Here is a 13,674-nt window from a genome sequence, read left to right on the forward strand (position 1 = left end):
TGTAACTATACTCGTGGTATAGATTGCCACGGATACACTAATCACCAGTTTACCGACTCCATCTAACCTGCGATCCCCTACATGATACCCCCGATTGTGTCCCGCAAGGACACGCAAAAGCGAATACTTTTTACCGTCGCCGCCTTGTGGCTGGCGGGGCACAGCTTCGCGCAGACCGCTGCCTTCACAGCCGATAAGACCTCGGGCTGTTTTCCGGTAACGGTAAATTTCACCGATCTGTCCACGGGTTCACCCACATCGTGGGATTGGAACTTCGGCAACGGCAACGACTCCGACCTGCAACACCCCAGCGCCGTGTATGCGGGCCCCGGAACGTACACCGTCACGCTACGGGTATCGGGCGGATCGACCGCTGTCAAAACCGCCTATATACACGTATACGATTACCCCACGGCCACCTTTACGACCCTCGCACCACCCACAGGCTGTACACCGCTCAAAGTGGACTTCCGCGACACCAGCACGCCAGGCTCGGGCAGCAACGCTACCTGGCTGTGGACGTTTGGCGACGGCAGCTCCAGCACCGAGCCCAACCCTACCTATACCTACTCCACGCCCGGCAACCGCCCCGTATCGTTGCGCGTCACCAACCAATACGGATGCTCCAAGTCGAGCACACAAAACTTTGTCTCGGAGGCCCACGGCCCCAACGCATCGTTCTCGCCGGACGAAGACGTTTTCTGCCAGGTACCCGCCACGGTAAAATTCACCAATAACACCACCGGCCGCGCGCCCCTCACCTACTCGTGGGACTTCAACGACGGCACCAGCAGCACTGCCGCCGCCCCGTCACACACGTTTCAGCAACAGGGTGGGTACACCGTTACCTTGCACGCCTTTGACGCCGACGGGTGCGAGGGCACCGCCAAAACAGTCATCAACGCCGGCAGTGAAGGCGGCCTGACGGTTACGCCTTCGGCCACCCGGGTGTGTATCGGCCAGGAGGTGACGTTCGATGCCCAAGTCACCACGCCGGCCCTCACCTGGGACTGGCAACTGGGCAACGGCGCCATTTCCGACAAGCAAGACCCCGGCCCGGTGGTCTATACCAAAGCGGATACCTATACCGTGCGCCTCGAAGCACAGCTGGTGGGAAAGGCCTGTAGCTCCGTGGTGACACGAACGATCGAAGTGATCGATGACCCGGTTCCGAATTTTACGACCTCCGCCGACTGTAATTATAACGTCACCTTTCAGAATACGTCTACCCATGCCACCCGTGTGGAGTGGTTCGTGAATGGCGTGCAGTACTCCACCGCTTCTTCGTTTGCATACACCTTTGCAGGACCGGGAAATTACAACGTGAAGCTGGTGGCCTACAACAGCCTCAACTGCAGCAAGGAACTGAGTCTGTTCGTGCCGGTGGCCTCCAAACCACAAGCCCTCTTCGAGCCGAACAAAACGCAGTCGTGTACCGAGCCCTCCCTGGCCGGCTGCGCACCCTTTACCGTAAACTTTGTAAACAAATCCGTCGCCTCGTCATCCTTTACCTCACAGTGGGATTTTGGAGACAATACGACCTCTGCCAGCAAGGACCCGACACACACGTATGAAAAAGGATCTTTTGCCGTAAAACTCACGATCCGTACTGCCGGGGGGTGCACCAGCTCGATGAGCGCCGCGGTGAACGTGTCGGATGTCACGCCCGAGGCATCGTTCAGTGTTAACAAGACGAACGTCTGTGCGAAAGAGGCGGTGAGCTTTACCGGCACGGCTAAGAATGCCACCTACGTATGCTGGGATTTTGGTGACGGCGGCACCGCCAACGGCGCGAGTGTGAGCCACGCCTACGAGAAACCCGGTACCTATACCGTTACGATGATCGCAAAGAATGCCGGCTGTACAGATACCGAAACCAAAGTAGACCTGATCACCGTCGGCAGCCCGCTGGTGGAATTCAAGATCAAAAAGACCTGCTCGGACCCTTACCGCATCACGATCGAGGACACGTCTGCCGACTGTGACGAGAAGACGTGGGATTTTGGCGACGGAACCATCGTAACAGGCAACCAGACAACGTACCGGTATACCGCCACCGGCCCCTATACCGTCAAGCTTACCGGCACGAACAACACATCACACTGTACGGTAGAAGTACCCGCAACGGTGGTCATCCGCGATGTCGAAGCCGATTTCAAGATCGACAATCCCAAGCCCTGCAAAGGGGCGCCCGTACAATTTGAGAGTACATCCAAAGACGCCCTGGGCCTGAACTGGAACTTTGGCAATGGCTCATACGGCGTAGGAGCAAAAGCCACGACGAAATTCGACCAGCCCGGAGATTTCAATGTAACGCTGACTGCCTCCGACGCCGACGGCTGCCTGTCGTTCAAAACGCTACCGGTAAGCGTACTCAACCTGCAAGGCAATTTTAACTTTGTTGCCAGCGGCGTGTCGTGCGACGCGCTGGCCGTGCAGTTCTACGATGCCTCGGTTGCCAATCCAAAAGTTGACTCCTGGGAATGGGACTTTGGCGACGGCAACACGTCAACGGAGACCAACCCGGCGAATACCTATAGCCAGCTCGGCCGCTACCCCGTTACCCTCACGCTGACCAACGCAGAGGGACGATGCTCGTTTATCCGCTACGATGCCATCGTCTTTACAAATCCCATCCCGGACTTTACGACATCTACCGGCACGTTTGGCTTTTGCAAAGACGACGATATTCAGCTCGTCAACCTGTCGCAGTTTTCCACGACGCAACAGTGGGATTTTTCCACCGGCACAACGTCCACCGCCGCGCACCCCGTTATTTCCTATTCCGACACAGCCCGCTACGTAGTGACACTGAAAGTCAAAGACAGCTATGGTTGTGAAAAGTCGGTCAGCAAATCGATCGAGATCACTAAACCGGTGGCCGACTTTCTGGCGACCGATATCTATGCGGATTGTCCGCAGCTCACCACAACGTTTGCCGACAAATCGAAGCGCAATATCAAAGTATGGGAATGGGACTTTGGCAACGGAGACATCCAACGCCACGAAAACCTCAAACAGTTCGACACCCTGTATTACACCTACCGGCGGCCCGGCACGTTTGATGTTACCCTGTACGCCACAGACGTGAACGGTTGTCGCGATACCGTCAGCTACAAAGAGCTGGTGCACGTGGGGGGGCCCGATGCTACGTTTACAGATGATAACTTCGGCCTGGCCTGCAAAAACGACTCCATCGGTTTTATCGCCACACCGCTGAACGACGCCGTGAAAACCTACCGCTGGGACTTCGGCGACGGCAACGTGGCCGACTACGAAACACCTGTGACCGGCCACCAGTACACCAGCACGGGGGCACGAAATGTTTCCCTGACCGTGTTCGATGAAAAGGGTTGCGCCGTGGTGTCCGAAAGCGTCGTAACGGTCACGGTAAGCGACTCTTCGCTCATCGAATTTGATTATGGTCCCCGCTGTATTTTTGAAGGCGAGAGCTTCACCCTGCAGGCAGGGTCTGAAGAGCAGGGCCTGACCTGGTCGTGGGAAGTAGGCGATACGCCCGCGGGCACAGACGCCCAGGTGACCGTGGCGACCGAAACCCACGGCAACTACCTGGTAAAGCTGCATGGGCTGAACACGGCAGGCTGTACCTCTACCGTTATGGCCGAGGTACCCGTGCGGGCCAGGCTCACGATGATCCCCAACATCTTTACTCCCAACGGCGACGGCATAAACGAAACGTTTGAGCTGCAAGGCCTGGAGCGCAGCGCCTGGGACCTGCACGTGTACAACCGCTGGGGCGGAACCGTGTACAAAAAGAAAAACTACCAGAACAATTGGACGGGTGGCGGCCTCGCCAGCGGCGTCTATTACTATACGGTGACCAACGCTTTCTGTCCTGACAGAAATTACAAAGGCATCGTTACCATATCCAAGTAGTAGTGTCTACCCTGTATAGGGTAGGTATTTTTCCAGACCGTCCCTTCCAAAAGGTGTTTATTGCCATTGCTGTCACATATAGGGTGCGTGCCTTGCTATCGATAATGAGTCTAAATTAGCTTTGCGGCTCATTCGTACGATCATCTATTCTATGCACCCTTTTTCCTCCAACCTTTTTAAGATCTGCCTGTTTGCTTTTGTACTCGGGTCCTTCGGAGCCCTGGCCCAGGGCAAAGTCACAGGCGTAGTCAGAAACCCTGCCGGCGAGGCACTGCCGGGCGCTTTCGTTGTCGCGCAAGGCGCGAACGGCGGTACCGCCACAAACGCGGACGGCCGCTACGAGCTTAGCCTCCCCGCGGGAGACCACACCATCACCTGTACCATGGTGGGCTATGCGCCGCAGGCGCAGACCGTCTCCCTGGCCGATGGCAGCATCCGCACCCTGGACTTTCAACTGGCCGAAAGCGACGCCGTCTTGCAACAAGTCGAGATCATCGGCCGTAAAGAACAGTCCTACAAGAACACACAGACCTTTATCGGTTCCAAGACCGAGCTGGCCGCCAAGGACCTGCCCCAATCCGCTGCCTTTGTTACGAAAGAGCTGATTGCCGACCAGGGCCTGATGCGGGTAGGCGAAACCGTCAAGAACATGAGCGGTGTGAACCAGTTCACGACCTATGACGACATCACCATCCGCGGCTATCGCATTAATGGCCAGAGCAACACACAGCTACTCAACGGACTGCGTACGGCATCAGGCTTCTGGAAGCAACCCCTGGCAAACTATCTCGAACGGGTAGAAGTATTGAAGGGCCCCTCCTCCGCGCTGTTTGGCAACGCCTCCCCCGGCGGCGTGCTGAACCGTGTGACCAAGAAGCCGCTCGACTATAAACGCAATGCCATCGATTTTTCCTTCGGTAGTTTCAATACTTTCCGTGCACTCGGTGACTTTACCGGCCCGATCAACGACGAAGGCAAGCTGCTGTACCGCCTCAACTTCGGCTACGAAGACGCCAGCTCTTTCCGCGACCTGCAGTTCGACAAGAACATCGTCATCGCGCCGTCGCTGTCGTTCCTCGCCTCAGAAAAGACCCGGCTCAACTTCGACGTGATCTATAACCAGTCCAACAGCCGCCTGGATCGCGGCCAGCCTACGGTGAAGGGCGACCTGTATTCCACGCCGACGTCGCTTGCGCTGAATTCCGCCAACGACTATCTCAACGAAGTAAACATGAACATTTCGGCCTCGCTGAACCACCAGTTCAACGAGCGGCTGGCCTTCACGCTGGCCTATATGAAAACGGCCTACAGCGAAGACCTGCTCGAGCACCGCAGCGCCAACGGCTATGCCGTAGACCGCGACAGCACCGAGATCACCGACAAGGTGGCCATGCAGGTATTCCAACGCAAGCGCAAGCGATACGTCGACAACGTGTCGGCGTTCCTGAATTACACGGCGCATACCGGCTCCGTGGAGCACAAGATCCTGGGTGGCTATGACTACGCCCGCGATGTACTGCCGCCCGGCGCGTCGCAGCTGACGGCCAGCGGCTACCGCAATGCCGCCAATACCGCCGCGTCGTCGTATAAACCGAAAGACTCCCTCAAGTATATGCTCGACAAGGTTACCCGCATTCCGGTGCCGAACGTAGCCAGCTTTGACCTGAACAACCCGATAGCGTCGCAGGGCATGAAGGACATGAGCAAGTATTTCTTTGCCGTCGCGGCGCAAGCGCCGACCTACTACGAGCTGCACGGCCTGTATGCGCAGGACCTGATCAAGATCGGCAAGCTGCAGGCATTGCTGGGCTTCCGGTACGAGCGCTACATCGACCGTGAAAACTATCGCACCGCCAAAGAGAAGAAAGTACGCCAGGAAGCGTTCCTGCCCCGTGTGGGCCTGGTGTACTCGGTCCTGCCGCAGGTCAACGTATACGGTACGTACGTAGAAGGCTACAACCCGCAGACCGCATCGTCTATCTCCAACCCCAATGCCGGCGGACCGTTCGACCCGCTGCAAAGCCGCATGGTGGAATTCGGGGCGAAGAGCGAGTGGTTCAATAAACAGCTCTCGGTGACGATGGCCGTGTACCGCATCGACCAGAAAGGCACACTCATCAATGCCAGCGATCCCGGCAATCCCGACCTGCTGCGCCAGGTGGGCGAAGACCGCTCCGAAGGTGTAGAGCTCGATGTACTCGGCCACATTCTGCCGCACTGGAGCGTGCTGGTGACCTACTCGCACAACGAGGCCCATATTACCGAAAGCCTCGACGAAGGAGACATCGGCCGCCAGATGCCGAACGCACCGCAGAACCAGGGCAGCTTCTGGACACGTTACTCCATTCCCCGTGGTCCGTGGACCGGCTTCGGTTTCGGCCTGGGCACCAACTATGTGGCCCGCCGCAATGTGAGCCTGAATGCTACGCAGACCCTGCCCGACTATTGGCTGACCGACGCCGCGCTGTATTATACCGTCAACAAAGTGCGCGTGCAGCTCAACGTCAACAACGTCCTGGACAAAACGTACTGGGTAGGCGGCTACGACTATGTGCGCCTCTTCCCGGGCAAACCGCGCAACTACCTGGTGACCTTAGGCTATACTTTCTGATATACCGATCATGATCAAACAAGCTCTTCTTTTCTTACATCGCTGGCTCGGCATCATCACCGGCATCGTCGTTGTCGTGGTCAGCATCACCGGCGCCATCTTTGTATTTGAAGAAGAGCTTTTCCAGGTTTTCCATCCTTCTCTCACCCACGTTGAACCCGGTAAAACCCTGGTCGATATCAACACGCTGCAGGCTTCGGCACAAGCTGCCATCGGCAAAGAAAAGCCCATCAGCCTGGTTTTTATCTACGGCGACCCTACGCGCGCCTACTGCTTCGTGGCCAGTAAGCGCCATGCCGACAGCAAGTCGTGGTGGGAAAAAGACGAGATCGCCTATTACAACCAGGTCTTTGTAGATCCCTATACCGGCCAGGTGCTCGGCGCGATCGACAAAAGCACCGAGTTCTTTTACCTCATGCGCCGCATCCACCAGAACCTGCTGCTGCGCCGTGACATCGGCAACATGGTGGTGGGCTGGTCCGTCGCCATCTTTGTTTTTATACTCATCACGGGCATTGTATTGTGGTGGCCGCAACGCGTGGCCCAGATCAAGCAGAGCATCACCGTCAAGTGGAATGCCAAGTGGAAGCGCGTCAACTACGACCTGCACAACGTGCTGGGCTTCTACAGTTTCATCTTCGCCCTGATCATCGCCCTGACCGGTCTTACCTGGTCGTTTGAGTGGTGGGAAGAGAGCGTGTTCAACGCGATGGGCTCGTCTAAAAAAAAGGACGTAGCCTATTTAAACGCGCGTGACACAACGTATACGGCCACTGCGGAAGGCATTACCCGCGCGTGGCACGATGTACGGCAACGCTACAACGCCGACAAACTGCAACGCATTACTTTCAACTTTCCCACTAAAAAGAACGCCCGCGTGGGCGGCCTGGTGCACTACCATGGCGACTCCTGGTGGAAAAATGCCGACTATGTTTTCTACAACGGCGCCACGGGTGACCTTTCGTTGCTTGTCGACCACGAGGCGAAAACGCTTGGCATGAAGTGGCGCAATTCCAACTACGACATTCACACCGGCAAGATCTATGGCTGGCCCACGCAAGTGCTGGCGGTTGTCGTATCGCTTATCTGTGCATCGCTGCCGATCACTGGTTTTATTATGTGGCTGCATCGGCGTAAGAAAGAGAAGAAGCGGGCGAAGAAAGCTGCGGCTGCGACCGGGGAGAAGAAAGAGCATACCGTTAAGCCTTATAAGCCGCGGCCGAGCGTTTCGCGGAAGGTGACGGTGGAATGAATAGGCCTCTGGCGCAAGTTTAGCGCCGAGCGATAGCGCAGGTGCGTAACTTGTGCCCACACGGTCGGCAGTTTGTAACTGCCGTACCAGCCCCAAAATTAATTTAGCAGTCCCTAGACCAGCAGGCTTGCCCGGAAGCATCGATTGACGTCATCTTGACCGCGCTTCATTTGACAAGTTCCACGGCAGTTACAAACTGCCTACTGTACCAGGCACAAGTTCCCGCACCCTGCGCTATCGCTCGGTGCTCAAACTTGCGCCAGATGGAGAGCAACAACTGGTTCGAGGTCCTAGCCTCCCCCTCCTTATTGTCGACCACCGAAGTAGTTCATACAAACTCTGGCGAGTCGAAGCGAAGATTTGTCCATCCTAAGATATGTTGGCGCCACAGGCGCCATATAAAGTATCTGATTCGAAGTCTCAAAATCCTCATCATCATACAATAGCATTTTATTAGAATAATATATACCCCATGCCCGTTGTATAACATCCCTTTTAAGGAAACATTGCCTTAACAAAAATTTCCACACGAATGAAATATTATCGATATTTGATTAAAGTAATATTAATCGTTATGATAAAAACAGATATGCGCAACTCAAAGAAACCCCACCTGGGTGAAAACGTCCGCCATCTTCGCGAAGCCTTCGGCTTGAAACAAGAGGCCTTAGCTGGCAGGCTCGGCGAGGGGTGGTCCCAGAAAAAGATTTCCGTACTCGAAAGCAGAGCCGACATTGATGACGACGATTTAAGGCAGCTCGCAGAGGGCCTTGGCGTCGGTATAGAACACATCAAGAACTATGACCATGAAAAGGTCAAGCAATACATCCAAAATAACTATTCGGGTGCAACTGCTTATGCAGGGCCAGTTGATACAATTGAAAACCAGGTAAATAATCCGGGTGTACAACCGGAAGTTATATCCCAGATAAAAAACCTGTATGATGATCTCCTCAAGTCAGAACGCGAAAAAATTGCCCTGTTGGAGAAGCTCCTTGAGGCATACAAAAAAGTGTAATTAGAATCCTCTCAGGTATAGTAAAGGCCACCGTCAGGTGGCTTTTTTATTCCCCGTTCAGACGGGGCACCCATGTGGGGCACAGCGATAAGAAAAAAGCCGCTCAATCGAGCGGCCTTCTCCTTTATACTTCCGTTATAACGGATTGAATTCCCTTAAAACTTATAATTGATCGTCAGACGATAGTTACGCAGCGGTTCCGTTTGCCAGTAGTAAAACACCTGGCCCGTCTGCCAGTAACGATAGGGTGCCCCGGCATACAGGTCGGTATCAAATAGGTTGTTGACGTTTAATGAAACCGACATTTTGGTGAATTGATACGAGATCGCGCCGTCAAACCGGGTATAATCCGGCATGGTGTTATCCAGGTCCTTCATATACTCACCATACCAGTTCGTACGTTTCGAGGCATGCTGCACACCGAAGGCAAGACCGAGACCACGCACGGGGCCGGTCGGGAACCGGTAGCTCAGCCACGCGTTGGCGATATTCTTATCGGTACCGGGTATTTGGCGATCAACCTCTGTGGCGATCGTCTCTTCGGTTATTTTACCGTCGGTATAGGCGTAGTTGGCCGTTATATCCAGGCCTTCGAAGATCTGGCCACGAATATCGAACTCAACGCCCCGCGTGCGGTTCTCTCCGAGCTGAATCGAGGAACCAGGATTTGCCGGGTCACCCACAAGCAGGTTGTTCTTCGTGATCTCGTACGCCGACAGCGTCGCCGTCCAGCGGCCACCCTGCCATTCGCGCTTCACGCCTACTTCTTTGTTGTTCGCCTCGATAGGGTCGAAAGGCTTACCGCCCACGGCGGCCCCTGCCTGCGGCAGGAACGCTTCGTCATACACAGCATACACACTGGTCAGGCTGTTAATGGAGTAGCTCACGCCGATCCGGGGTGTAACCTTATCCGCTTTAGAGGTACCCGAATACGGGTCGACATTCTCAGCCTCCGTATATCGGGCTGCCAGTGTCACACGAAGTTTTTCATCCAGAAAACGGAGCTCGTCCTGCACGTATAACGCGGAGTATTGGCTCGTAGCGCGCACCGATCGCTGACGGATGTCGAGGCTGCGGTCGTATACCGGATATGCTGAAGCCGGCACAATACCATACTGAGGGTTGTATACATCGAGTTTCCCGAAGGGCCCGCTTTGGTCGGCGCGATAGTCGTTGAAGACGTCTTTCGACCCCATGTCCACACCCGCCAGGATACGGTGCTTAACGGCGCCGGTCTGAACGTCGCCGTTCAAAAAGAACTGGCCTACCTTTACCGTTCCCAGTACGTCCCAAATGCCAACACTGCGGATCAGGCTGTCGCCGTCGAACTCGGTGGGCCAAAGGCTTTGACCTTCCTGGTTGAAACGCAGGTACGCCAGCTGGCTCGTAAACCTCCAGTTCTCATCCAGGCTGTGCGAGAACGTCAGCATAAAAGAATGATCTTTAACCACGGTAGGGCTCATGTTAGACTCCATCGTTGTGAAGTCACGCGATACACGCTTGTCGCCAACCTCAACCGGCGAGTAAGCATAGCTGGAACCCAATGGCGACATCTGCGCATATTGCAGATTATACTCGGCCGTCAGGGATGTTTTTGGATTGAACTGGAACTTAATCACCGGCGCTACCGATATGCGGTTGTTATATTCGAACTCGCGGTGCGTACCTTTCTCCTGCCCCATCAGGTTGAGGCGGTATAATACTTTACCATCTTTGCTCAGCTTCCCGTCGAAATCCAGCGTGCCGCGATAGGTACCGAAGCTGCCGATGGACATGCCCATCTCGCCTTTGGTAATGCCCGTAGGCTTTTTTGTTACGACGTTATAAAAACCGCTCGGCTCGCCCGCCGCCAGCATAAAACCTGCCGGACCCTTTACAAACTCGATGCGCTCGATCATACTCATGTCCTCGTTCATCGGGCCCCACGAGGTAGTAACGTCCATACCGTTGCGGAAAGATGCAATGCGCGACCCCCTCATCACGATACGGGCATAATTCTCCCAGTGGTCCGAACGGCCCGCCCCGCTCACGTTGCGGGTCACTCCTTCCTGCATATCAAAGATCGCCTGCTCGCGCAGCACCTGGCCCGTTACCACCTGGATGTTCTGCGGCGTTTCGATCAGCGGTGTCTTGAGGCGCAGCGAAACAGACGGATAATCCGTCACGTGCTGGCTGGGGTTTGCCGTCACGACGATCTCCTGCAGCTCCTTATTGTCTTCCGCCATGGCAATGGCCACAGAAGCCTGGCCACCGGCAACGTCCACCGACTGGCTGATCGTCTGCAGGCCCACGCTGCTGGCCACCACGGTATACGTACCGTCTTTTACACCCGTAATTTCAAAATTGCCGTCGGCATCCGTCAGCGCACCTTTGCTTGTACCTTTCAGGTAGACACTGACAAACGGCACGGGCTGTCCGTCACTCGATTTCACAGTACCGGTCACTTTCCCGGTCTGCGCATAAAGCGTACCTGCCGTAAGCAGCAGGAATAAAAAAACATAGCGTATTCGATTCATGGTGTGTAGAATTGATCTATAATTCAGCGTTTGAGTTTCACATGCCAACCACGCGCGGTTGTACGAAAGGGCGCGCAAATATGAAGAGAAGTGTTTTTTCCGACGCAAAACTATTTGGAATTATTCTAAATATACCCTGCACCGGGTAGCACACCACCCCCTACCGGGTATCAGCAGATCACCGGGGCTGATCACCACAAACGTTTTCATAAATGACAACATCGGGCAGGCCACGCCCGGGGCGAGTCTATGTATTACCCGTATCAAAGCCCAGGCATCGCTATCCTTCCCTTATTCCCGACATACAGCATCCCTGGGAGCAGTGCGTTGCCGGCATGCTTTACATACGGCTTTGGTACGGGATAAGCAGGGAGTTGATACGGGTGAAACCCCTTCGCCATAGGACATTATGGGAACTTATGGGAAAAGATGGGACATTATAGGACATTATGTACCATTATGATCCATTTGGGACACCCGGCCATATCCATTCTCAATCTTTTGCCGTATCTAGTATCGATATGGCAAAGCAAACGGGTATTCTGAAATTCACAGGGAAACTAGCCAATATGGTATACTATTACCATCGGTACTTCGGCTATTTGGTCCGGAAGATCACCTCTGTGGATGCCGAGCGCATCCGCACCGACCCGGCCTTTGCACGCGTGCATAAGTACAATATAGAATTCGGCCTTTGCGCGCATGCGGTCAAGCTGCTGCGTGCAGCCTTCCATCCACTCTTCGCAACGCTGGCGGACACCCGCATGACCAGCCGGCTTACCAGCGCCATGCTCGCCGTGCTTCACGCCGACACACACCACTTCTTAGGCCGGCGTGTGTTGACCGGTGAAAATATGTCGCAACTCAAGGGCTTTGAATTCAACAACGACACCCGACTACACAGCGTGCTTACCGGCACGCACACTGCTACGATAGATCGTAAAACAAAAACCTGCACGGTATTGCTGCAAGCAGGCCACATGGGCCGGATCGTCAAAGCACCCAAAGGCGCCACACATTTCCATATAACCATGGGTATAGCCGGCGTCAATCTTCGTACCGGGCAGTACGTCGTGCATGCGCACCAAGGCCCGACGCTGGCCGTCAGCGCCAGCACGCATGACGCCATGACATTAGTCAATGTACTCCCCGAAGTAGAAGGCGGCACCGTACTGATCACGTTGAGCGTTGAATTCTTCCAGCACGTGAACGGCGCATTGTGCCCCTTGCACGACCGCCGGCAGCAGCCGCTGGCGATCGTGCTGGTGGCACCGGGTGTATGCCGCCCGGCGAAACGTTGCTGGCACTATAGGTCCGATCGCTCGCGGCGACCGATCGCTCGCAGGTTAAGCGTTCTTGGGCACAATGCTGGGAAAGTTGTTTCGGATCAGCCACCGGCCGCCGTCGCGCACCGCTACGATATACGAGGTAAACCGCAGCACCGCGCTCTCGAGATGAACCCTGGCAACGGCCAGGTTACCCAGCACCTCCAGCGACGCGAAGTCTACGGTACGGGGTGAGCCACCAAAACGCTTTGTTTCCACCAGGTGTTTATATTCTTCTTTCGAGAATGTAAAGATGCCTGGTTCGCCAAAGAAACCGTCCTGCACATTCTGATAATCGGTGTGTATTACTTTTTCGAGGAGGGCGGCATCGTTCGTGTCGCCACCTTCCAGAAAATCACGGACAGCGTTTTTTACAGCCTCGATTATTTGTTCTTGCGTATTCATAGAGATTAATTGTTTAGCAGTTGTGAAATAGATTGTTGATAGGTGGCTTGCCAGCCGTCGGTAAAGCTTCGTGTGGCAGTACCACCGACGGTCACGATGCGCACATCGTGAATGCCCATAAAAGCGAGGGTGTCGGTAAGGTAATATTCAAAGTTCTCGGTAGTGCGCAGGCCGGTGCGGCCGTCGCCCATGGCCATGATGATGTAGACTGTCTTGTTGTGCAGCAGCCCCTCGTACTGATAACCGTCCCGCCGAAACGTTTCGTTGGCACGTACTACCTGATCGAACCACGCCTTCAGGGTAGAAGGAATACCGAAGTTATACATCGGACAGGTGATGAGTATTTCAGATGCCTGTTTGAGCTCGTCACAGAGCAGGTTGCTGAGCGCGAGCACCTGCAACTCGCGCGCGCCGGTAAAGAACGCGTTGGCGACTTCGTCGGATAAATGCGGCAACGGTTCCTGGCCGATGTCGCGCGTCAGCACTTCGCCCTGCGGATGACGGTGTTTCCACTCGCCAACAAAGGCATCTCCGAGTGTACGGCTGAATGATCCCTGCCGGCGTATACTGGCATCGATGCGCAATAATGTCTTCATGTTTGTTGCAATGTTTGTGTAGAAGACAAACGCCTTTGCAAAAACGTGACAGGA

Annotated in this window: 7 protein-coding genes; 4 read left to right on the forward strand and 3 right to left on the reverse strand. The window is 55.0% G+C overall.

Going from position 1 to position 13,674, the window contains the following annotated elements:
* Positions 1–81: 81 nt before the first annotated feature.
* From KK078_RS13135 to KK078_RS13150, 4 genes are all read left to right on the forward strand, one after another.
* Positions 82–3,897, forward strand: a complete 3,816-nt coding sequence (locus tag KK078_RS13135) for a PKD domain-containing protein (RefSeq protein WP_254090739.1) — start codon at positions 82–84, stop codon at positions 3,895–3,897.
* 151 nt (positions 3,898–4,048) lie between these two features.
* Positions 4,049–6,508 carry a TonB-dependent receptor gene (locus KK078_RS13140; RefSeq protein WP_254090740.1) on the forward strand — a complete coding sequence of 820 codons (2,460 nt, stop codon included), beginning with the start codon at positions 4,049–4,051 and terminating at the stop codon, positions 6,506–6,508.
* Positions 6,509–6,518: 10 nt separating this feature from the next.
* Positions 6,519–7,760: a PepSY-associated TM helix domain-containing protein gene (locus KK078_RS13145; RefSeq protein WP_254090741.1), complete on the forward strand. Its 1,242-nt coding sequence runs from the start codon at positions 6,519–6,521 to the stop codon at positions 7,758–7,760.
* Between the two features lie 574 nt (positions 7,761–8,334).
* Positions 8,335–8,778 (forward strand): helix-turn-helix domain-containing protein, encoded by a 444-nt coding sequence (locus tag KK078_RS13150; RefSeq protein WP_254090742.1) that lies wholly within the window; start codon positions 8,335–8,337, stop codon positions 8,776–8,778.
* A 155-nt stretch (positions 8,779–8,933) separates the two neighbouring features.
* Here KK078_RS13150 and KK078_RS13155 read toward each other — a convergent pair whose 3' ends face one another.
* From KK078_RS13155 to KK078_RS13165, 3 genes are all read right to left on the reverse strand, one after another.
* Entirely contained in the window at positions 8,934–11,294 is a 2,361-nt protein-coding gene (locus KK078_RS13155) for a TonB-dependent receptor (protein WP_254090743.1), read from the reverse strand.
* 1,346 nt (positions 11,295–12,640) lie between these two features.
* Positions 12,641–13,024, reverse strand: coding sequence for a nuclear transport factor 2 family protein (locus tag KK078_RS30815; RefSeq protein WP_394370563.1), 384 nt, complete (start codon positions 13,022–13,024; stop codon positions 12,641–12,643).
* A 5-nt stretch (positions 13,025–13,029) separates the two neighbouring features.
* Positions 13,030–13,620, reverse strand: coding sequence for an FMN-dependent NADH-azoreductase (locus KK078_RS13165; protein WP_254090745.1), 591 nt, complete (start codon positions 13,618–13,620; stop codon positions 13,030–13,032).
* Positions 13,621–13,674 lie beyond the last annotated feature (54 nt).

The sequence above is a fragment of the Dawidia soli genome (genome assembly GCF_018598185.1).
Taxonomy (GTDB): Bacteria; Bacteroidota; Bacteroidia; order Cytophagales; family Cyclobacteriaceae; genus Ohtaekwangia; species Ohtaekwangia soli.